Origin of the sequence: Phaeovulum molybdatiresistens (genome assembly GCF_023544865.1) — a bacterium.
In the GTDB taxonomy this organism is placed as follows: Bacteria; Pseudomonadota; Alphaproteobacteria; order Rhodobacterales; family Rhodobacteraceae; genus Pontitalea.
In genome coordinates this window covers 16,938-37,242 of the sequence record NZ_JAMJFX010000002.1, presented here as the reverse complement: position 1 = coordinate 37,242, position 20,305 = coordinate 16,938, and the positions used below count along the sequence as shown (strand labels likewise).

Here is a 20,305-nt window from a genome sequence, read left to right as displayed (position 1 = left end):
TCGTTAACCGACCGAGATCAGGCGAATCGCGCGGTCCTGCTCCATCAGCCACAGCAGGCAACGCACGGCGGCCCCGCGCGGCCCCTGCAGGCCGGGATCCACGGCCAAAAGCGCCCGCGCATCGCTTTGCGCCACGGCCATCAACCCCGCCTGACGTTCCAGATCGGCGATGCGGAACCGCGGCAGGCCAGATTGCGCCGTGCCGATCAGATCGCCTGCCCCGCGCATCGCCAGATCCTCCTCGGCGATGCGAAATCCGTCTTCGGTGTCGCGCAGGATCTGCAACCGACGCTCGCCCGTATCGCTTAACGGGGGCTTGTACATCAGCAGACAGGTCGACTCTGCCGCCCCGCGCCCCACCCGGCCGCGCAGCTGATGCAGCTGCGCCAGGCCAAAGGTTTCCGCCCGTTCAATCACCATGATCGAGGCATTGGGCACGTTCACCCCCACCTCGATCACCGTGGTCGCCACCAGAACCCGGGTCCGGCCCGCGACGAAATCGGCCATCGCGGCATCCTTGTCAGCCGGCGGCATCTGGCCATGCACCAGCCCCACGACCCCTTCGCCCAAGGCCGCGCGCAGGCTGCGGAAACGATCCTCGGCCGAGATCAGATCGACCAGCTCGCTTTCCTCGACCAGCGGGCAGACCCAATAGGCCTGCCGCCCCTCGGCCACGGCGCGGCGCAGGTGGTCCACCACCTCCTCCAGCCGCGTGTCGGATACCAGCGCGGTGCGCACCGGCTTGCGTCCCGGGGGCTTTTCATCCAGCAGGCTGACATCCATGTCGCCATATTGCGCCAGGCTGAGCGAGCGCGGGATGGGCGTGGCGGTCATCACCAGCACATCCGCCGCCTGCCCCTTGGCCCCCAGTTCCATCCGCTGCGCCACGCCAAAACGGTGCTGTTCATCCACCACCGCAAGGCGCAGGTCGTGAAACTGCACGTCCTTCTGGAACACCGCATGGGTGCCGACCAGAACCTGTATCCGCCCCGCGGCCAGATCCGCCAGTTTCGCCGCCCGTTCCGCCCCCTTGTCGCGCCCGGTCAAAAGCGCCAGCCGCACGCCCGCCGCCGCCGCCAGCGGGGCCAGACTGTCCAGATGCTGACGCGCCAGGATCTCGGTCGGGGCCATCATCACGCCCTGACCGCCCGCCTCAACCGCGACCAGCAGCGCCAGAAAGGCCACCAGCGTCTTGCCCGCGCCCACGTCGCCCTGCAACAGCCGGTTCATCCGCCGGTCGGTCGCCATATCTGCCGCAATCTCGGCACTCGCGCGGCGCTGCGCGCCGGTCGGCTCATAAGGCAGTGATTGCAAGACCTTGCCGGACAATGTTCCAGTTGCCTTGCTGGACCGGCCCTTGCCCCGGCGCAGCGTCTGGCGGGCCAGGGCCAGGGTCAGCTGATGGGCGAACAGCTCATCATAGGCCAGCCGCGCGCGTGCCGGCGCGGTGGGCGCCAGATCGGCGGGGCCTTCGGGGGCATGAACCGCGCGCACCGCCGCATCCCAATCGGGCCAGCCCTCGCGCGCCTTCAGGCTGGGGTCGATCCATTCGGGCAGATCGGGCAGCCGCGTCAGCGCGCCCGCCACCGCCTTGGCCACCACCCGCTGCGTCAGCCCTGCGCTAAGCGGATAGACCGGTTCGAAGCGCGGCAGACTGGCCGCCTCCTCGGGGCGCAGGATGTGATCGGGATGCACGATCTGGGCCAGGCCATCAAAGATTTCCAGCTTGCCCGACACGATCCGCTGTTCCCCCGTGGGCAGCTGCTTTTGCAGCGCCTCGCCCCGGGCGTGGAAAAACACCAGCTGGAAATCGCTGGTCGCATCACGCACCATCACCCGGGTCGGACCGCCCTTGCGCCGGGCGGGCAGATGGGGCCCGACGGTCACCGCGACCGTCACCACCGCACCGGGCAGCGCCTCGCGGATCGAGGCGACGGGCTGGCGGTCGATGACCGAATGTGGCAGCAAAAACAACAAGTCACGCGGACGTTCGGCGCCCAGCTGGGCAAAGGCGCGCGCGCTTTTCTCGCCCACACCGGGCAGCGTTTCCAGCCCCGCGAACAGCGGAAACAGGACCGGCGGGCGGCCCGTCGGCGCTACGGCGCCGCCGCTCATGCGCCCCCCGCGATCTGCATCCATTCGTCTTCGTCAATGACGCGCACACCCAGATCCGCGGCCTTCTTCGCCTTGGACCCGGCCCCGGGCCCCGCGATCAGCAGATCGGTGCGCGCGGAAACCGAGCCCGCGACCTTCGCCCCCAGCGCCTCGGCCCGGGCCTTGGCCTCGGCCCGGGTCATCCGTTCCAGCGTGCCGGTGAACACCACCGTCAGCCCCGCCACCGGGCTGTCGGCCGCCACGCGCCGCTGGGCATCCAGAACCTCCAGTTCGGCCACCAGCCGGTCGATCGAGGCGCGTTCGGCCCCCTGATGGAAGGTGCTGACGACCGATGTCGCCAGCGTCGCGCCAACGCCGTCGATCGCCATCAATTCTTCCCATTCGGGGCCGGTGCCGATGGTTGCGTGGGTCATGGCCTGTTCGAAGGCCGCCCAGCTGGTGTAGTGATTGGCCAAAAGCGCCGCGCCGGTTTCGCCGACATGGCGGATGCCAAGCGCGAAGATCAAACGCGATAACGGTATTTTTCGTTTCTGATCAATCGCTTCAAAGAGGTTCTGGGCAGACTTCTCACCCCAGCCCTCGCGGTTCTTCAACTGTTGCAGGCCCTGTCCATACCGCGCGCGCAGCGAGAAGATGTCCGCCGGTTCCCGGATCCAGCCATCACGGTAAAACGCCTCGACCTGCTTGGCGCCCAGGCCCTCGATGTCGAAGGCCGCGCGAGAGACGAAATGTTTCAGCTTTTCAACCGCTTGCGCCGGGCAGATCAGGCCGCCGGTGCAGCGGCGGACGGCATCGCCCTCCTCGCGGATCGCGTCGGAGCCGCATTCGGGGCATTTGTTCGGGAAAACATAAGGTTGCGCGTCATTGTTGCGACGTGAAAGATCAACATCCGCGACCTTTGGAATGACGTCGCCGGCCCGATAAACCTGCACCCAGTCACCTTCGCGGATGTCCTTGCCGTCGCGGATCTGCTGGCCGCGCGAATCGCGCCCGGCGATGTAATCTTCGTTGTGCAGCGTCGCATTCGACACCACCACCCCGCCAACGGTGACCGGGGCCAGACGCGCCACCGGGCTAAGCGCGCCGGTGCGGCCAACCTGGATCTCGATCCGTTCCAGCCGCGTCCAGGCCAGTTCGGCGGGGAATTTATGCGCGATCGCCCACCGCGGCGTTGTCGAGCGGAACCCAAGCCGGCGCTGCAGCGCCAGATCGTTCACCTTGCAGACCACGCCGTCAATGTCATAGCCCAGCGTGGCCCGCTGCGCCTCGATCCGGCGGTAGTGTTCCAGAACCGCGCCCGGCCCCGCGCAGGCAATGGTCAGCGGATTGGTCTGAAACCCAAGCGCCGCCAGCCGTTCGATCGCGCCGATCTGGCTGTCAGCGAGCGGTTGCGACAGCGCCCCCCAGCCATAGGCGAAAAATCGCAGCGGCCGCCCGGCGGTGACGCGCGCATCCAGTTGCCGCAAAGAACCGGCGGCAGCATTGCGCGGATTGGCAAAGGTCTTTTCGCCCCGCGCCGCTTGGCGCGCGTTCAGCGCCGAAAAATCGGCATGGCTCATGTAAACTTCGCCGCGAACCTCCAGCAGGTCGGGCGCCCCGGCAAGGATCTGTGGAATATCGGCGATGGTGCGCGCATTCTCGGTGACATTTTCGCCCACCTCACCATCGCCGCGCGTCGCCGCCTGCACCAGCCGTCCGCCTTCATAGCGCAGCGACAGGGACAGGCCGTCGATCTTGGGCTCGGCGGTGTAGTCCACGACCGTCTCTGGCCCGAGGCCGAGGTAGGATTTCACGCGCTGGTCGAAATCCAGAAGGTCGTCATCGGAAAAGGCGTTCTCAAGGCTTAGCATGCGCACGTCATGCGTCACCTTGCCAAAACCTTCGGCCACGGCCGCGCCGACCTTGCGGCTTGGGCTGTCGGCCCGCGCAAGCGCCGGGAAACGCGTCTCGATCTCGATCAGCCGACGTTTCAGCGCATCATAATCTGCATCCGAAATCTCTGGCGCGTCCAGCGTGTGATAGGCCGCGTTCGCCGCCTCGATCGCGGCAATCAGCCCCGGCAATTCTGCCGCCGCCGCGCCTTCATCCAGATCTTGCACCGGGCGCATCTGATCCATCACATCCCCCTTCCGCTGCCCCGAAGTGATAGGGGCAGGCGCGAGGGCCGTCCAGAGCCTCAGGCACCAATGGCGAGGCGCCGGTCCATCTGGTCAGGGTTCGGGTCGCGCAGCACATAGCCGCGGCCCCAGACGGTCTCGATGTAGTTTTCGCCGCCCGTCACCTCGGCCAGCTTCTTGCGCAGCTTGCAGATGAAGACGTCGATGATCTTCAATTCCGGTTCATCCATCCCACCATATAGGTGATTAAGGAACATTTCCTTGGTCAGCGTCGTGCCCTTGCGCAGGCTGAGCAGTTCCAGCATCTGATATTCCTTGCCGGTCAGATGCACCGGGCGGCCATCCACCTCAACCGTCTTGGCGTCCAGGTTGACCGACACCTTCCCGGTCCGGATCACCGATTGCGCATGGCCCTTGGACCGGCGGATGATCGCATGGATCCGCGCCACCAGCTCCTCACGGTGGAAGGGCTTGGTCATGTAATCATCGGCGCCAAAGCCGAACCCCTTGATCTTGTTGTCGGTATCATCCGCCCCCGACAGGATCAGGATCGGCGTGTCCACCTTGGCCAGGCGCAGCTGACGCAGCACCTCATGCCCGTTCATGTCCGGCAGATTCAGATCCAGCAGGATCAGATCGTAATCATAGAGTTTGGCCAGATCGATGCCTTCCTCCCCAAGATCGGTGCAATAGACATTCAGATTGGCATGCGTCAGCATCAATTCGATGCTGCGCGAGGTCGTGGGATCGTCCTCTACCAACAAAATACGCATCTCGGGTTCTCCGCATTAATCTTCTGGTCAGCGCCAGATTTGCATCAACTGGTTAATTACCCGTTACTGTCGCATGTTCTTCACGGCTTTCAACCTAAAGTTGTCTGTATTTCTGAATTGCCGTCACTTTCAGCCCCGCAACACCGTGCTTTTCGACCGCTTCGGACCAGATCGAGAATTCCTCCTCCGAAAGCGCATAACGTTCCAGCACTTCGCTGAGGGGAATCAGACCGTAGGTAACCGCACGCACCACAATCGCCTTGCGGCTGGCCACCCAGCGCCGGGTTTCGGCGGGCGGCAGATCGGCGCGGGTCAGAATCGTGCCATCGGGCAACGTGACGGCGCGCGGGCCGTCAACTTTCTTCAGATACATGGGCACACCCCTTCGACTAGATGGGGCAAGGATGCGCGCGTCATCTTAACGCGCGGTGAAACGCGGGGTTGAGACTGCCTCGCATTTTCCTATATTCCTGCGGGTCTGGTTAAAGGACCATTAGCAATGCCCAAGGACTCGCCGCTCAACTCGCTGGGCCTGCCCAAGCGCCCGCAAGATACGCGCGTCGTCGTCGCCATGTCGGGTGGCGTCGACAGTTCGGTCGTGGCCGCGATGCTGGCCGAGGAAGGCTATGACGTGGTCGGCGTCACGCTGCAGCTCTATGATCACGGCGCGGCACTGGCGAAAAAAGGCGCCTGCTGCGCGGGCCAGGACATCCACGATGCCCGCCGCGTGGCCGAGGCCATGGGCTTCCCGCATTATGTGCTGGATTACGAAAACACCTTCCGCGAGGCGGTGATCGACGAATTCGCAGATGCCTATCTGGCGGGTGCCACGCCCGTGCCCTGCATCCGCTGCAACGAGCGGGTCAAGTTCAAGGACCTTCTGGAAACCGCGAAGGACCTTGAGGCCGACTGCATGGCCACCGGCCATTACATCCAGCGCAAGATGGGCATGCATGGCCCCGAACTGCACTGCGCCGCCGATGCCAACCGCGACCAAAGCTATTTCCTGTTCTCGACCACACCCGAACAGCTGGCTTTCCTGCGCTTCCCCCTCGGCCATCTGGCGTCCAAGGCCGAAACCCGGGCGCTGGCCGCGAAATACGGGCTGGCCGTGGCCGACAAGCCCGACAGCCAGGACATCTGCTTTGTCCCCAACGGCAACTACGCCGCGGTCATCGAAAAACTGCGCCCCGGCGCGGCCGACCCCGGCGAGATCGTCGATCTGGAAGGAAATGTTCTTGGCCAGCACCGGGGCGTGATCCACTACACCATCGGCCAGCGCCGCGGCCTTGGAATCGGGGGCTTGGGGGATCCGCTTTACGTCGTGAAACTCGACCCCGAAACGCGCCGCGTGATCGTCGGCCCGAAAGAGGCGCTGTCAACCCGCATCATCCCGGTGCGAGAGATCAACTGGCTGGGTGATGCGCCCTTCGAAAGCCAGCCGGAATGGCATGTCAGCGTCAAGGTCCGCTCCACCCGCCCCCCGCGCGAGGCGATCCTGCGCCCGATCTCGGCGACCGAGGCCGAGGTGGAACTCCTCTCGCCCGAGGAAGGGGTCAGTCCCGGCCAGGCCTGCGTCTTCTACGAAACCGGCGGCAGCCGCATCCTGGGCGGTGGCTGGATCTGGAAAGGCCGCTGATCCTTCTTCTTGGCTGAAATACTCCGGGGGTTCGGGGGCAGCGCCCCCGGCCTCTCCGCCTGTTCCAGCGGGGGGGGGGGGGGGGCCCCCCCCCCCCCCCGAGTTTTGGAAACCAAGAGGGGGCGGGGCGGTCCCTTCCGCCGCCGTTCCCCTTTCTTTGGGGCAAACACCGGGGGGGGGGGGGGGGGCCCCCCCCCCCGCCTCTCCGCCTGTTCCAGCGCCGGGGGCGCTGCCCCCGGACCCCCGGGATATTTGGACAAAGCCGAAGGGGTCAGAGCGCGTTCAGGACCGATCGCGCCGCCCGCAGGCCGGGGGGATCTCCCCCCTCGCCCAGCCGCTGCATCGTCACCTCCATCGCGGCCAGTTGCGCGGCCCGCGCCTCGGGCCGTTCCAACAGGTTCAGAAGCGCCTGGGAAATCGCACCGGGCCGGCAGGCGCGGCCCAGAAACTCGGGGATGGCGCGGGTTTCAGACACAAGATTGACCAGCGTCACCGTATCCACCCGCAACAGCCGCCCGATCAGAAAGCGGCTCAGCGGGGCCATGTCATAGGCGATGACCATCGGCGTTCGGTTCGCCGCGAGTTCCAGGCTGACCGTGCCCGAGGCCGCCAGCGCCAGATCGGCGGCGGCAAAGGCCGCGCGCTTGTCGGCGGCCTCTTCCACCACGATGGGCGCGACCGGCCAGCGTGCGGCCATGGCCCGCACCATCGGGGCAACCCCGCGCACCGTGGGCAGCACCACGCGCAGCCCCGGTTCGCGGTCGCGCAGCCGCATCAACGCCTCATCAAAGCGGGGGCCCAGGCGCTTGACCTCGCCCGCGCGCGATCCGGGCAGGCACAGGACCAGCGGCTGATCAGGGCCGATCATGTGGGTTTCGCGGAAGGCATCAGCCTCGGCCCTGGTGGCGCGCGGCTCGGCCACGACCGGGTGGCCCACGAAATCGCAGCTCATCCCGGCGGCCCGCATATAGGGCGGCTCGAACGGCAGCAACGCCAACACATGGTCGATGACCTCGGCCATCTTCGCCGCACGCCCCGGTCGCCAGGCCCAGACCGAGGGCGCGACGTAATGGATCGTACGCAATTCGGGCCGCGTCGCCCGCGCCAGCCGCGCGACGCGCAAGGTAAAATCGGGGCTGTCGATGGTGATCAGCGCATCGGGCGCCAAATCGGTGACCGCCTGTGCGGTTTCGGCGATCCGGCGTTTCAGGTGGCGGTATTTCGGCAAGACCTCCCACAGACCCATGACCGACAGTTCCTCCATCGGGAAGCGGCTTGTCAGGCCCTCGGCCTCCATCAGGGGGCCGCCGATGCCGTGGAATTCGACGCCAGGGGCCAGCTGTTTCAGCCCCGCCATCAGGGCCGCGCCCAGCTTGTCGCCCGAAGGCTCGCCGGCGATCAGGAACAGCCTCATGGCTCGCGCGCCCAGAGGAACAGACCCGCGTCATTGGCCGCGGCGATGGTGGCGGCGCGGTCCAGAAGCAGAACCCCGCCCGCCTGCCAGGCAATGCCCGCAAGACCCGCGGCGGCGGCACGCGCCACCGTTTCCGGCCCGATCGCGGGCAGGTCGATGCGGCGGTCCTGCCCGGGCTTGGGCGCCTTGTAGAACACGCCCTTCCCACCCGCGGGATCGGGGCGCAGGCCCTGATGAAGGGCTGCGAAATCCAGCATCGCATCGGTGCCGGGCAGGGATTCGACCGCAAGGCACAACCCCTGCGCCACCACCGCGCCCTGCCCCACATCGACCGCGCCAAGGGCCGCGACGATCGCCGCCGCGCGGTCGGCATCGCTGGCATCCCCGGGCCCCGGGTTGCCCGCCAGAACGCCCGGCCCCGGCACCAGATCAGGGGCGATCTGATCGGCGCCCACGACCGCCAGCCCCCATTCCTCGAACAACTCGATCACCGCGCGCAGCGTCGCATCATCGCCCGCCTGCATCGCGCCAACCAGACGCGGCACAAGGCTTGCGGTGCGGGGATCGAACAGTTCCGGCTCCAGCCGCGGGCGGCGCATGGCCCCGGCAAAGACCACGCGGGTCACGCCCTGATCGACCAGCCCATCCAGAAACGGCACCAGTCGTTCGACGCGAAAACGCAGCGGCGTGGCGCCGGGGATGTCAGCGGGAAAACCCTCCATCTCGCAGATCAGCATGCCGGGGGCTGCCGCGGCCAACAGGCGGGGCAGCGCGCCGGTGCCGGCGATCAGGGCCGTGCCGCTCATCGCGGGGTCAGGAAGGACCGGTCCGACGGCCCCAGAATGAAATCCAGCACTTCGCGCGCCATCTCGCTTTCGGCGCCATCCTCGGACAGGCGGCGCGCGCTGTCGCGGAAGTTGCCTTCGGACAGCGCCATATACAGATCGCGCAGCGCGGTGATGTCGGCGCGCGCCACGCCGCGGCGCTTCAGCCCGACAAGGTTCAGCCCCTCCAGCTGCGCGCGCGGCCCCGCGACCAGCGCATGCGGAATCACGTCAGCCGTCACCATCGACAACGCGCCAATGATCGCCCCGCGCCCGATGCGCACCCATTGATGCACGCCCGACAGGCCACCGATGATCACCTGATCCTCGATCACGCAATGCCCGGCCACGGCGGAATTGTTCACCAGAATCACGTGGTTGCCGACACGGCAGTCATGCGCCACATGCGCCCCCGCCATCAGCAGGCAATCATCCCCGATCGAGGTGATCCCGCCGCCGCCCGCCGTGCCGGTGTTGATGGTCACATGTTCGCGGATGCGGTTGCGCTGGCCGATCACCAGCCTCGTACGTTCGCCCCCGAATTTCAGGTCCTGCGGGATTTCCCCGACCGAGGCGAAGGGAAAGATCACCGTATCCGCGCCGATCTCGGTCGCGCCGGTGATCACGGCATGGGATTTCACCTCGACGCGCGCGCCCAACACCACCTCGGGGCCGATCAGGCAGAACGGGCCGATGCGGCAGCCGGGGCCGATCGTCGCGCCCGCCTCGATCACCGAGGAGGGGTGGACCTGCGCCGAGGGGTCGATGCTCATGGCTTACCCCTGCAGGTCCATCATCGCGGTGAATTCCGCCTGCGCCGCCAGCTGGCCTTCGACCATCGCCTCGCCGTAGAATTTCCAGATCTTGCCGCCACCGCGCTTGACCGAAACATGCAGCTCCAGCACGTCGCCCGGCACCACCTTGCGGCGGAACTTGCAGGCATCAATCCCCATGAAATAGGTCAGAAGAGGCTTGTCGATCACGTCAAGCGAGATGCCCACCACCACGGCCGAAGTCTGCGCCATCGCCTCGACGATGGTGACGCCCGGCATGATCGGCATTTCCGGGAAATGGCCTTGGAAATGCGGCTCGTTGCAGGTGACGTTCTTGATCCCGACCGCGCCCTTGAAGGGGACGATATCGCGCACCTTGTCGATGAACAGGAACGGATAGCGATGCGGGATGATGCGCTTGATCAGGCCCAGATCGGCCTCGGTATAGGGGGCGGGTTGGCTCATCGGGGGTCCTTCCGGTCTGTCCTGGCGCAAGCGCCGTTGCGGACTTGCTAGCAACCTGGCCGCCCCTTGGCAAGAAGCCCGGCTTAATCCTGCGCGGGCGGGACGGGCGCGGGTTGGGGCGCGGGGTCGGGCGCGGGTTCGGCTTCGGGCGCATCTGCGGGGGCCGCTTCCGCCCCGGCGGCAAGATCGTCCCCCGCGCCGATGACCGCATCCACCCGCGCGGCCAGGTCCGCGGTGACATCGATCGCCGCAAGGCCACGGATGATCGCGCGCGCATCCAGCATCACCACAGCGCCGCGCGCCTGAAGCACGGCATCGATCTGCGGGATGGCGGCCTGGATGAAGGCCTGGCGTTCCTCTTCCAGCTTGCGGCCGATGGCGCGGGCCTTTTCTTCCTGCGCATTGCGGATTTCGGTGACGCGGGCGTCAAAGGCATCGGCCTCACGCCGGAACACCTCGGCGTCCAATGTGGCGCGCCGTTCGGTCAGGCTGCGTTCCTCTGTGGTCAGCTGTTCGGCGATGCGGCTGTTTTCTGCCTGCAACTCGGCCGAGGCGACGGCAAATTCCGCGCGCACCCGCTTGCCCCACAGTGAGCCTTCGTAAAGCCGGTCCCAATCCAGCGTCAGAACCGGGCTGGGCACGATGACGCGGGGCTCGGCCGCGGGGCGGGCCACCGACCCCGGCTCTTGCGCGGACAAGGCCATGGGCAGGGCCACGATCAGCCCCACCAGCGCCGCCAGACCCGCGCCCCGAACCATCCCAGACCTCAGAACCGGGTCGAGATGGTCAGGTCGAAGTTCTGTTCAAGGTCGTAATCTTCCTTGACCAGCGCCTTCGAGAAGTTGAAGCGCAGCGGCCCGATCGCCGTATCCCAGAACAGCGAGAAGCCGATCACCGAACGCCAGCTAAGATCGTCGCTGCCACCCAGATCCGCCGCATTGGCCTTGGTAAGATCGTCCAGCCCCCAGACCGAGCCGACATCCAGGAACAGGCCGCCCGCGACGCCGTATTCCTCGGGCAGGCCCAGCGGGAATTCCGCCTCAAAGCGCGCCACGGCGAAATAGTTGCCCCCCAGCGCATCCTCGTTCACGGCGCCCAGATCGCGCGGGCCAAGGCCGTTGTATTCAAAGCCGCGGATCTTGCGCGCGCCGCTGAAGCGGTCGATCACCCGGGTGCTGCTGTCGCCCAGCGAATGCACCGCACCGCCTTCCAGTTCCGCGCGCAGCGTCACCTCTTCCTGCAACACCTTGGTCTGCGCTGACACAAGCGCGCTGGTGACCACCGCCTCGACATCGCCGCCCGCGCCGACATAGTCCTGACCAAACCGCAGCAGGACGCCTGCATTGGGGTTCAGCCCCGAGGTGCGCGTGTCATAGCTGTAGGTATAGCCAAGCGCCGAGCTCCACAGATCGCCCTCCTCGGCCTTGAGCGCTTCGGACGATCCTTCCGCCACGTTATACAGCTTGTCCTTGGACAGCTTGTAGCGCAGCTCCAGCCGACCGTTTTCCGACACCGGGAAGTCGATTGAAGGCGAAATACCCGCAAGCCGCGTCGAATAATCGGAATTATCGTTTTCCGAGGTGTTGTAATAGCCACTAAACCGGAAGCGCAGGTCGCGCGACAGGAAGAAGGGTTCGACGAAGGTAAAGGACGATTGCTGGTTGTCGCTGGTCGTGCCGATCTGCACGCTGACGAACTGGCCACGGCCCAGGAAGTTCGCTTCCGACACCGCCACGTTCACCCCAAAGCCCGAGCTGACGCCATAGCTGGCCCCGAAGGACAGCGACCCGGTGGGCTGTTCCTCGACATTGACATCGACCACGACCTGTTCGGCGCTGCTGCCCTGACGCGCATCGACGGCGGCATTGCTGAAAAAGCCAAGCGCGCGGATGCGTTCCGAGGCGTTGCGGATTTCGCGCGGGTTGAAGGGGTCGCCTTCAACGGTGCGGAACTGGCGGCGGATCACGCGGTCCAGCGTGGTCGTGTTGCCCTCAATGTCGATGCGTTCGACAAAGACGCGCGGGCCGCGGGTCAGCGCCAGTTCAAGGTCCAGCGTCTGGTTGCGGTCGTTGCGGGTGATGCGCGGTTCCACCCGGACAAAGTTCAGCCCCTTGCGAAGCGCCAGCCCCTCCATCCGGGTGATCGCCAGATCCACCGCCGAGGGCGAATAGACCGTGCCGGACCGGATCTTGGCCAGCGGCGCGAAATCGGCCACATCGACGCCGGTCACCTCGGACACGGTGGTGACGTTGTTGAAGCGGAACTGCTGGCCTTCGCGGACGTTGAAGGTCACGAAAAACCCATCGCGTTCGCGCGCCATTTCCGAGGCGACGCCCGTCACCTGCGCATCGATATACCCGCGCGAGCGGTAGAAATCGGTCAGCAGCTGGCGGTCGAAATCGATCCGGCCCGCGACATAGGTATCGCTCTGGATGATGCGGCGGAAGACGCCGGCCTGTTTCGTCTCGATCACCTGACGCAGGCGACGATCGGAAAAGGCGCGGTTGCCGGTGAAGGACACGCGCTCCACCTCGGTCACGCTGCCTTCGCGGATTTCAAACGCCAGATCGACGCGGTTGCCGTCGCGGCGGATCACCTTGGGGGTGACGCGGGCGGCCAGACGGCCGGATTCGGCATAGGCCTCGGCGATGCGGTTGGCATCGGCTTCGGCGGTGGCGGGCGAATAGACGCGGCGGGGCTGCGATTGCACCAGTTCGGCCAGCACCTCATCCTTCAGGCGGGCATTGCCTTCAAAGTTGATGATGTTGATCGTGGGGTATTCCTGCACGCGGATGCGCAGCGTGTTGCCCGCGGGGATCAGCTCGACCTCTTCGAACAGGCCCGAACCCTGCAGCCGCTGATAGGCATCGTTCAGCACACCGGCCGAAATCACCTGACCGCGCCCGATTCCGGCATAGTTGAGGATGGTGGCGGGTTCGATCCGCTCATTCCCCTCGATCACGACCTGGTCGAAGCGATAGCTTTGCGCCTGCGCAACGCCTGTGCCCTGCAGCCAAACGATTGCCAGAACGGCAAAAACTGACACCACCCTAAGGACGGCCCGGGCCAACTGCGCCCCCATCTGCCGATTGCCCATCGCGCTCTCCCTGCCCCTCTGTTTCGTTCAGACTGCCTTGATGCCATTGAAGTAACGGGAAAGCACGATTTTGTCAAAAGCCGATGACCGGCCACAGCATCTATGTGCCGGCGCGTTGCACGCAGCACGCAGCGCCTGTGACAGGATGCGAAAAGCCGGGGGTCAGAGCCGGTGCGGCGTGGGGGCCAGCATGTCGATCAGCTGCAGGCCGATCATCGCGGCGCCGATCAGCGCCACGGCAATGGCGGCGGGCATCAACAACACCTCAAGCGCAAGGCCGATGGCCCGGGACAATCCGCGATAGCTGTCAGCGATCATCTGCGTCATCGGGCCCCTCCGCGTGTTCTGCCCGATATTTGCACCCGCTTTGTGGCGAAAATGCGGCCCGGGGATGGGGGGCGCGGCCCGCCGCCGTCAGGGACAGAACAGGTCGTTCGACAGGCCAAAGACCATCAGCGTCAGCACCAGTGCCAGCCCCAGCGCCGTCAGCGCGTTCAGCACCTTGTCCGACGGCGGCTTGCCCGCCACCGCCTCCCAGGCGTGGAACAGCAGATGCCCGCCATCCAGCACCGGGATCGGAAACAGGTTCAAAAGCCCGATCGCCGCCGACAGCACCGCGATGAACCAGATGAAGTTGCCCGCCCCCGATTCCGCCGCCGCCGCCGAGGTTTCGGCAATGCCGATCGCGCCGCGCAGGTTGCACGACGAAATCGCGCCCGTGATCATGTGCCACAGCCCCGACAGCGAGGACACGATCACCCCCCAGGTTTCGGCCACGGCGCCGCCAAAGGCCTCGGTGACCGAGGCGGGCCGGGTCTGGGGTTCAAAGACAAAGCTGCCCACCACGCCGATCTTGTAATCGGTTTCGAACCCGCCACCGGGCAGCGGCAGATCGGTGACCTTGGGCGTCAGCACCACATCGCGGGTGGTCGCGCCCTGCCCCGGACCGGCCGCACCCTCCGGCGTCCAGACCGTAAGGGTCAGCGCCGCGCCCTCGGCCGCGCGCACCGCCGCCTGCAGATCGGCAAAGCGGTGCATCGGCGCGCCATCGGCCGCCACGATCACATCGCCCGGGCGCAAACCCGCCGCATGGGCCGCCGATTGCGCCGCAACACCCGCCACCCGCGCGGGGTAAAGCTGCGGGCCGGTCAGATCGATCTCGACCCCGTCGCGGGCCACCCGCCAGGGCAGCGTCTCGCCCGGGGGCAGATCGGCGATCACCGTACCAAGCGCGGCGAAATCGGCCACCGGCAGATCGGCCACGGCCCGAATCTCATCGCCCGCGCGCAGATCATGGCTGCCGCCCGGCAGCGCCACCACCGCGCCCACCACGGGGCGTTCCGTGGGCAGGCCCGACCAGAAGATCATGCCCGCAAAGATCAGGATCGACAGGATGAAATTGAAGACCGGCCCCGCCGCCACCGTCGCCGCCCGCGCCCAGAGCGGCGCGCCGTGCATGGTGTGGCGCCGATCCTCGGCCGACAGCCCCGCCATCGCCGCATCATCCGCCCCCGCCGAGGCCGCATTGGCATCGCCCAGGAATTTCACATAGCCGCCAAGCGGGATCAGCGCGATCTGCCAACGCGTGCCGCGCCGATCGACCCGGCTGACCAGCCGGGGCCCGAAGCCAAGCGAAAACACCTCGGCCCGGATACCCGACCAGCGACCGACGATGTAATGGCCATATTCATGCACCGCCACGATCACCGACAACGCCAGCACGAAGGCGCCGACCGTATACAGAAGATTGCCGAAATCCGGCAGCAGGCCCATGAAATCCAACGCTTAGATCCTTCCCGTCCTGACCCGCGCCTGCACCCGGTCGCGGGCCTCGGCATCGGTTGCCATCACGTTATCCAGGCTGATCGCGGCATTTCCAAGACCCCCGGCCGATGACATTTCCGCCAGCACCGCTTCCACCACCCGCGCCATGTCCAGAAAGCCGATCTGCCCGGCGATGAAGGCATCAAGTGCGGCTTCTTTCGCGGCGTTGAAGGCCGCGCCCGCGGTGCCGCCCGTGGCCATCACCGCGCGCGCCAGCCGCAAGGCGGGAAAGCGGGTCAGGTCGGGGGCGCGGAAGGTCAGCGCACCGATCGCCGCCAGATCCAGCCGCGCCACCGGCAGGTCGCGCCGGTCGGGCCAGTTCAGCGCATAGCCGATCGCATGGCGCATGTCGGGCGCGCCCAGATGCGCCATCAGCGCGCCATCGCGGAACCCCACCAGCGCATGGACCAGGCTTTCGGGATGCACCAGCACCTCGATCCGGTCCGGGTCGATCCCGAAAAACTCTTTCGTTTCGATGACTTCCAGCGCCTTGTTGAACATGGATGCGCTGTCGATCGTGATCCGCTGCCCCATCGCCCAGTTCGGGTGGCTGGAGGCCTCGGCCACGGTCGCATGTGCCAGCCGTTCCAGCGGCCAATCGCGGAACGCCCCGCCCGAGGCGGTGATGATGATGCGTTCCACCGCGGCCATATCCTCGCCGACCAGCGCCTGGAAAACGGCGGAATGTTCGCTGTCCACGGGCAGGATGCGCGCGCCGTGGCGCGCGGCCTCGGCCATCAGCAAGGGGCCTGCGGTCACCAGCGATTCCTTGTTCGCCAGCGCCAGCGTGCCGCCGTGGCGCAGCGCGCGAAACCCCGGCGCAAGGCCCGCGGCGCCGACGATCGCACTCATGACCCAGTCGGCGGGGCGGTCGGCGGCCTCGATCAGCGCCTGCGCCCCCGCCGCCGCCGCGATCCCCGATCCGGCCAGCGCCGCGCGCAGGTCGGTCAGGCAATCTTCATGCGCGGTAACGGCAATCTCGGCGCGCAGCGCGCGCGCCTGTTCGGCCAGCCGCGCCACATTGCGCCCGCCGGTCAGCGCGACGGTGCGGAACGCCGTCGGCCCGCCCTGCCGCATCAACAGATCAAAGGTGCTTTCCCCGATGGACCCGGTCGCCCCGAAGACCGAAACGCGCCGCATCGCCTAGCCTTCCGTCAACGGCAGCGGCATGACCTGCGCGATCAGCAGCACCAGCAGCACCGCGCCCAGCAGCGCGTCGAACCGATCAAGCACGCCGCCATGTCCCGGGATCAGGTTGGAACTGTCCTTGACGCCTGCGCGCCGCTTGATCGCGCTTTCGGCAATATCGCCCATCTGGCCGGCAAAGGCGATGAAAGGCGACAGCCACACCAGCCCCCAGCCGCCGCCGACCTGCACGAAGGCCAGCCCCACCAGCGCCGCGCCGATCCAGCCCGCAACCGTCCCCGACCAGGTCTTTTTCGGGCTGACGCGCGGCCAAAACTTGGGCCCGGCCAGCAGACGCCCGGCGAAATACCCCAGGATGTCCGACACGACCACCACCGCAACGATCCAGGTGATCGCACCCAGCCCATGACCCGCCCGCAGGGCCACCAGCCCATAACCCGCCAGCATCACCGCCAGCGCATAGACCAGAAAAACCGCCGCATCGCGGCGCGGGCGCAAAAGGCCCAGCACCGGCGGCACGATCAGCAGCGCCAGCGCAAAGGGCGAATGCAGCCACAGCACAACCGCCAGCACAGTGCCCGCCAGCAGCCCCAGCCCAAGCGCATCGCCCGGCCGGTCCGGCGCCGTCATCCGCGCCAGTTCCCAGATCATCAGCCCCGTCACCAACACCGCGACCTCGGCAAAGACCAGACCGCCCCACCAGATCGCAGCCCCCCCAACCGCCAGCATCGCCAGCGCCGAGATCAGCCGCTTGGGCAGATCGTTCCAGCGATCCGACGCCGCGGCCCGGCTCATGCCTTGACCCCGCCAAAGCGACGATCGCGCCCGCAAAAGCGCGCCAGAATCGCGCCCAGTTCCTCGGGCGTGAAATCGGGCCAGAGCGTGGGGGTGAATTCATATTCCGCATAGGCGGCCTGCCAGGGCAGGAAATTCGACACCCGCGTCTCACCGCTGGTGCGGATCACCAGATCGGGATCGGGGATGCCGGCGGTGTCCAGACGCGCGGCAAGCGCCGCCTCATCCAGCTGATCGGCGCCGATCAGCCCCGCGGCATGATCGCGCGCCAGCCGCGCCGCGGCGCGCGCCAGCTCATCCCGGCCACCGTAATTGATCGCCACCGTCAGGTTCAGCCGGCTGTTGACCGCCGTGCGCGCCTCGATCCCGGCCATCAGCTTTTGAAGCCGCGGGTCCAGACGCTCACGCCCGCCGATGAAGCGCATCCGCACGCCTTCGGCCGACAGCCCGTCAGCCTCGCGCTCGATGTAACGGGCGAAAATGCCCATCAGGCCCAGCACCTCTTCGGTCGAGCGCTTCCAGTTCTCGGTGGAAAACGCATAGACCGTCAGCCAGCGCACCCCCAGATCGGGGCAGGCTCGCACGATCTGCTTGACCCGCTCGGCGCCGCGGCGATGGCCGACAAGCCGCGGCCAGCCGCGGTTCTTGGCCCAGCGGCCATTGCCATCCATGATGATGGCGACATGGTCGACCCCATGATCAACACCCCCGCCCGCCGCCGCATCAAAGGCGGTCGCCGGGGTATTGACCGGATCGGACATGGGGTCGGTCATGGCCATCGGCCCGCCTTTCGCGCTGGGACGCAGGTCAAACCTGCATGATCTCGGCTTGCTTGCCCTCAAGCGCCTTGTCGACCTGGGCGATGAACTTGTCGGTCAGCTCCTGCACCTCGTCGGACCACATCTTCTGGTCGTCCTCGGACATGCCATTGCCCTTGGCCTTCTTGATCTGATCCATGCCGTCGCGGCGCACATTGCGGATCGCCACGCGCGCATGTTCGGCATATTGCGCGGCGACCTTGGTCAGCTCGCGCCGGCGTTCCTCGTTCAGTTCGGGGATCGGCAGCATGATGATCGGGCCGTTGGTCTGCGGATTGATCCCCAGGCCGGATTCGCGGATCGCCTTTTCGACCTTGCCGATCAGGCCCTTGTCCCAGACGTTGATGGTCACCATCCGCGGCTCGGGCACGTTGACGGTCCCGACCTGGTTGATCGGCGTCATCGAGCCATAGGCATCCACCATGATCGGCTCGACCATCGAAGCCGAGGCGCGCCCCGTGCGCAGCGAGGCGAATTCCTGTTTCAGCGCCGTCATCGCGCCTTCCATCCGGCGCTGCAGGCCATCGGTGTCAATCTCGAGATCGTCGGACATCTGGTCCCCCGGTAGTTCGTTTCCACGTGTTTAGCGGCGATTTGCGCCCATGTGTAGGGAAAACGGGGGCGCTGCCCCCGGACCCCCGGAGTATTTCCGCCAAGAAGAAGAGCTGTTGGTTTCTTCTTGGCAAAAATACTCATGCCGACCGCCCCGCCCGCGCAGGGCCGGGACGCGGCGCGCCCGGTCAGCCCTGGACGCGGGTATAGGTGCCTTCACCCGCCAGGATGCCGCGGAAGCCGCCGGGCTCATCCAGGCTGAAGACGATGATCGGCAGGTTGTTGTCGCGCGCCAGCGCGATGGCCGAGGCATCCATCACGCCCAGGTGCTTTTGCAGCACCTCATCATAGCTGACGATGTCATAGCGTTTGGCATCGGCGTGTTTCTTGGGATCCTTGTCATAGACCCCGTCCACCTTGGTGCCCTTGAAGATCGCCTCGCAGCCCATTTCATTGGCGCGCAGCGTGGCGGCGGTGTCGGTGGTGAAATAGGGGTTGCCGGTGCCGGCCGCGAAGATGCAGACGCGCTTCTTTTCCAGATGGCGCACGGCGCGGCGGCGGATGTAGGGTTCACAGACCTGATCCATCGGGATCGCGCTGATCACGCGGGTATGGATGCCAAGCGCTTCCAGCGCGGCCTGCATGCCAAGCGCGTTCATCACGGTGGCCAGCATCCCCATGTAATCGGCGGTGGTGCGTTCCATCCCCTGGGCGGCGCCGGACAGGCCGCGGAAGATGTTGCCGCCGCCGATCACCATGCAGATCTCGACCCCCATGTCATGGACCGATTTCACCTCTTGTGCGATGCGGGCCACGGTCGGCGGGTGCAGCCCGAAGCCCTGATCGCCCATCAGGGCCTCGCCCGAGATTTTCAGCAGAACCCGTTTGTATTTCACTTTTCCATCGGTTTCTGCGCGCATCTGGCCCTCATGTCATGTGGTTGTCTTCGGGGCGCAAAATGTCGCAAATGGGGCGCGGGTTCAACCACGCGTTTGCAGGGGCGAGATGACGGACATCCTTGAAGACATCGACCCGGGCCGCCCGGTGCTGATTGCCGGGCCCACCGCCAGCGGCAAATCCGATCTGGCGCTGGCAATCGCGCGGGCGCAAGGGGGGGTGGTGATCAATGCCGATGCGCTGCAGGTCTGGTCCTGCTGGCGGGTTTTGACCGCGCGCCCCTCGGCCGCGGATGAGGCGGCGGCGCCGCATGCGCTTTATGGCCATGTGCATCCCGGGCAGGCCTATTCGGTGGGCCACTGGCTGCGCGAGGTGGCGGCGCTTTTGACCGGCGGCATCCGGCCGATCATCGTGGGGGGCACGGGACTTTACCTGTCGGCGCTGACGGAAGGTCTGGCAAATATCCCCGCCATCCCAGCGGATCTGCGCACGCTGGCCGACCGGCGGATGGCTGCCGAAGGCCCCGCGGCACTGTTGGCGGAACTGGACCCCGCGACGCGCACCCGGATCGATCCGCTGAACCCCGCCCGCATCCAGCGCGCCTGGGAGGTGCTGGCCGCCACCGGACAGGGCCTGGCCAGTTGGCAGGCGCAGACCCCGCCGCCCCTGCTGCCCCTGACGGCCTGCGCCGCGCTGCTGATCGAGGCCGACCGCGACTGGCTGGCCGATCGCATCGACCGCCGCTTCGACCGCATGCTGGCGGAAGGCGCGCTGGAGGAGGTCCGCGCGATGCTGCCCCTGTGGGATCCCGCAGCACCCTGGGCCAAGGCGATCGGGGCGCCCGAACTGGTCGCGCATCTGCATGGCGCGCTGTCGCCGGAGGCAGCGCGGTTCGCAGCCCAGGCCGCATCGCGCCAATACGCCAAGCGTCAGCGCACATGGTTTCGTAGCCGAATGGGCGCCTGGCACAAGATCCTGCGGCCCTGACCGCGCGCCGGCCCATTTCCGCCGAGGCCAAAGATTTCCTTTGGAATAAAAGGACTTCGAGACTAATCT

19 protein-coding genes are annotated in these 20,305 nt (G+C 66.7%); 2 read left to right on the top strand and 17 right to left on the bottom strand.

Annotation, left to right across the window (positions count from 1 at the left end; translation table 11 throughout):
• Positions 1-3 precede the first annotated feature (3 nt).
• From recG to sciP, 4 genes are all read right to left on the bottom strand, one after another.
• A complete protein-coding gene (gene recG / locus MXB90_RS02525; protein WP_250040688.1) occupies positions 4-2,115 on the bottom strand; it encodes an ATP-dependent DNA helicase RecG in 2,112 nt (703 codons plus the stop codon).
• Positions 2,112-4,232 (bottom strand): NAD-dependent DNA ligase LigA, encoded by a 2,121-nt coding sequence (gene ligA, locus MXB90_RS02520; protein WP_250040686.1) that lies wholly within the window; start codon positions 4,230-4,232, stop codon positions 2,112-2,114. Before ligA ends, recG begins: the two co-directional genes overlap by 4 nt.
• 59 nt (positions 4,233-4,291) lie before the next feature.
• Positions 4,292-5,005, bottom strand: coding sequence for a response regulator transcription factor CtrA (gene ctrA, locus MXB90_RS02515; protein ID WP_250040677.1), 714 nt, complete (start codon positions 5,003-5,005; stop codon positions 4,292-4,294).
• A gap of 94 nt (positions 5,006-5,099) precedes the next feature.
• Positions 5,100-5,378, bottom strand: coding sequence for a CtrA inhibitor SciP (sciP, locus tag MXB90_RS02510; protein ID WP_250040674.1), 279 nt, complete (start codon positions 5,376-5,378; stop codon positions 5,100-5,102).
• 126 nt (positions 5,379-5,504) lie between these two features.
• Between sciP and mnmA the strand changes: the two genes are divergently transcribed.
• Positions 5,505-6,644: a tRNA 2-thiouridine(34) synthase MnmA gene (gene mnmA / locus MXB90_RS02505; protein ID WP_250040671.1), complete on the top strand. Its 1,140-nt coding sequence runs from the start codon at positions 5,505-5,507 to the stop codon at positions 6,642-6,644.
• A gap of 271 nt (positions 6,645-6,915) precedes the next feature.
• Here the strand turns inward: mnmA and lpxB are convergent, their stop codons facing one another.
• From lpxB to pyrH, 13 genes are all read right to left on the bottom strand, one after another.
• Positions 6,916-8,058: a lipid-A-disaccharide synthase gene (gene lpxB / locus MXB90_RS02500; protein WP_250040668.1), complete on the bottom strand. Its 1,143-nt coding sequence runs from the start codon at positions 8,056-8,058 to the stop codon at positions 6,916-6,918.
• On the bottom strand, positions 8,055-8,864 hold the full coding sequence (gene lpxI, locus MXB90_RS02495; RefSeq protein WP_250040666.1) for a UDP-2,3-diacylglucosamine diphosphatase LpxI domain-containing protein: 810 nt from the start codon (positions 8,862-8,864) through the stop codon (positions 8,055-8,057). The genes lpxB and lpxI overlap by 4 nt, the downstream gene beginning before the upstream one ends.
• Positions 8,861-9,655: an acyl-ACP--UDP-N-acetylglucosamine O-acyltransferase gene (gene lpxA, locus MXB90_RS02490; RefSeq protein ID WP_250040664.1), complete on the bottom strand. Its 795-nt coding sequence runs from the start codon at positions 9,653-9,655 to the stop codon at positions 8,861-8,863. The genes lpxI and lpxA overlap by 4 nt, the downstream gene beginning before the upstream one ends.
• A 3-nt stretch (positions 9,656-9,658) precedes the next feature.
• Positions 9,659-10,120, bottom strand: coding sequence for a 3-hydroxyacyl-ACP dehydratase FabZ (gene fabZ / locus MXB90_RS02485; protein WP_250040661.1), 462 nt, complete (start codon positions 10,118-10,120; stop codon positions 9,659-9,661).
• Positions 10,121-10,203: 83 nt separating this feature from the next.
• On the bottom strand, positions 10,204-10,878 hold the full coding sequence (locus MXB90_RS02480; protein WP_250040659.1) for an OmpH family outer membrane protein: 675 nt from the start codon (positions 10,876-10,878) through the stop codon (positions 10,204-10,206).
• A gap of 8 nt (positions 10,879-10,886) precedes the next feature.
• Positions 10,887-13,217 (bottom strand): outer membrane protein assembly factor BamA, encoded by a 2,331-nt coding sequence (gene bamA / locus MXB90_RS02475; RefSeq protein WP_250040658.1) that lies wholly within the window; start codon positions 13,215-13,217, stop codon positions 10,887-10,889.
• Positions 13,218-13,379: 162 nt separating this feature from the next.
• On the bottom strand, positions 13,380-13,544 hold the full coding sequence (locus MXB90_RS02470) for a hypothetical protein (RefSeq protein WP_250040656.1): 165 nt from the start codon (positions 13,542-13,544) through the stop codon (positions 13,380-13,382).
• An 87-nt stretch (positions 13,545-13,631) separates the two neighbouring features.
• Positions 13,632-14,999 (bottom strand): RIP metalloprotease RseP, encoded by a 1,368-nt coding sequence (gene rseP / locus MXB90_RS02465; protein WP_250040653.1) that lies wholly within the window; start codon positions 14,997-14,999, stop codon positions 13,632-13,634.
• Between the two features lie 3 nt (positions 15,000-15,002).
• Positions 15,003-16,181, bottom strand: coding sequence for a 1-deoxy-D-xylulose-5-phosphate reductoisomerase (gene dxr, locus MXB90_RS02460; protein WP_250040651.1), 1,179 nt, complete (start codon positions 16,179-16,181; stop codon positions 15,003-15,005).
• Between the two features lie 3 nt (positions 16,182-16,184).
• Entirely contained in the window at positions 16,185-16,982 is a 798-nt protein-coding gene (locus tag MXB90_RS02455; protein ID WP_250040649.1) for a phosphatidate cytidylyltransferase, read from the bottom strand.
• Positions 16,979-17,755 (bottom strand): polyprenyl diphosphate synthase, encoded by a 777-nt coding sequence (gene uppS / locus MXB90_RS02450; RefSeq protein ID WP_462982199.1) that lies wholly within the window; start codon positions 17,753-17,755, stop codon positions 16,979-16,981. Before uppS ends, MXB90_RS02455 begins: the two co-directional genes overlap by 4 nt.
• Before the next feature lie 34 nt (positions 17,756-17,789).
• On the bottom strand, positions 17,790-18,353 hold the full coding sequence (gene frr, locus MXB90_RS02445) for a ribosome recycling factor (protein ID WP_250040638.1): 564 nt from the start codon (positions 18,351-18,353) through the stop codon (positions 17,790-17,792).
• Positions 18,354-18,540: 187 nt separating this feature from the next.
• Positions 18,541-19,272 (bottom strand): UMP kinase, encoded by a 732-nt coding sequence (gene pyrH / locus MXB90_RS02440; protein WP_250040635.1) that lies wholly within the window; start codon positions 19,270-19,272, stop codon positions 18,541-18,543.
• A gap of 85 nt (positions 19,273-19,357) precedes the next feature.
• On the opposite strand from pyrH, the gene miaA reads away from it, so the two are divergent.
• Positions 19,358-20,236, top strand: a complete 879-nt coding sequence (gene miaA / locus MXB90_RS02435) for a tRNA (adenosine(37)-N6)-dimethylallyltransferase MiaA (RefSeq protein WP_250040632.1) — start codon at positions 19,358-19,360, stop codon at positions 20,234-20,236.
• Positions 20,237-20,305 lie beyond the last annotated feature (69 nt).

What these genes read in the sequence shown, in the direction of transcription:
- recG (WP_250040688.1), bottom strand. Translation starts at nt 2,115, where the DNA reads ATGAGCGGCGGCGCCGTAGCGCCGACGGGCCGCCCGCCGGTCCTGTTT.
- ligA (WP_250040686.1), bottom strand. Translation starts at nt 4,232, where the DNA reads ATGGATCAGATGCGCCCGGTGCAAGATCTGGATGAAGGCGCGGCGGCG.
- ctrA (WP_250040677.1), bottom strand. Translation starts at nt 5,005, where the DNA reads ATGCGTATTTTGTTGGTAGAGGACGATCCCACGACCTCGCGCAGCATC.
- sciP (WP_250040674.1), bottom strand. Translation starts at nt 5,378, where the DNA reads ATGTATCTGAAGAAAGTTGACGGCCCGCGCGCCGTCACGTTGCCCGAT.
- mnmA (WP_250040671.1), top strand. Translation starts at nt 5,505, where the DNA reads ATGCCCAAGGACTCGCCGCTCAACTCGCTGGGCCTGCCCAAGCGCCCG.
- lpxB (WP_250040668.1), bottom strand. Translation starts at nt 8,058, where the DNA reads ATGAGGCTGTTCCTGATCGCCGGCGAGCCTTCGGGCGACAAGCTGGGC.
- lpxI (WP_250040666.1), bottom strand. Translation starts at nt 8,864, where the DNA reads ATGAGCGGCACGGCCCTGATCGCCGGCACCGGCGCGCTGCCCCGCCTG.
- lpxA (WP_250040664.1), bottom strand. Translation starts at nt 9,655, where the DNA reads ATGAGCATCGACCCCTCGGCGCAGGTCCACCCCTCCTCGGTGATCGAG.
- fabZ (WP_250040661.1), bottom strand. Translation starts at nt 10,120, where the DNA reads ATGAGCCAACCCGCCCCCTATACCGAGGCCGATCTGGGCCTGATCAAG.
- MXB90_RS02480 (WP_250040659.1), bottom strand. Translation starts at nt 10,878, where the DNA reads ATGGTTCGGGGCGCGGGTCTGGCGGCGCTGGTGGGGCTGATCGTGGCC.
- bamA (WP_250040658.1), bottom strand. Translation starts at nt 13,217, where the DNA reads ATGGGCAATCGGCAGATGGGGGCGCAGTTGGCCCGGGCCGTCCTTAGG.
- MXB90_RS02470 (WP_250040656.1), bottom strand. Translation starts at nt 13,544, where the DNA reads ATGACGCAGATGATCGCTGACAGCTATCGCGGATTGTCCCGGGCCATC.
- dxr (WP_250040651.1), bottom strand. Translation starts at nt 16,181, where the DNA reads ATGCGGCGCGTTTCGGTCTTCGGGGCGACCGGGTCCATCGGGGAAAGC.
- MXB90_RS02455 (WP_250040649.1), bottom strand. Translation starts at nt 16,982, where the DNA reads ATGAGCCGGGCCGCGGCGTCGGATCGCTGGAACGATCTGCCCAAGCGG.
- uppS (WP_462982199.1), bottom strand. Translation starts at nt 17,755, where the DNA reads ATGACCGACCCCATGTCCGATCCGGTCAATACCCCGGCGACCGCCTTT.
- frr (WP_250040638.1), bottom strand. Translation starts at nt 18,353, where the DNA reads ATGTCCGACGATCTCGAGATTGACACCGATGGCCTGCAGCGCCGGATG.
- pyrH (WP_250040635.1), bottom strand. Translation starts at nt 19,272, where the DNA reads ATGCGCGCAGAAACCGATGGAAAAGTGAAATACAAACGGGTTCTGCTG.
- miaA (WP_250040632.1), top strand. Translation starts at nt 19,358, where the DNA reads ATGACGGACATCCTTGAAGACATCGACCCGGGCCGCCCGGTGCTGATT.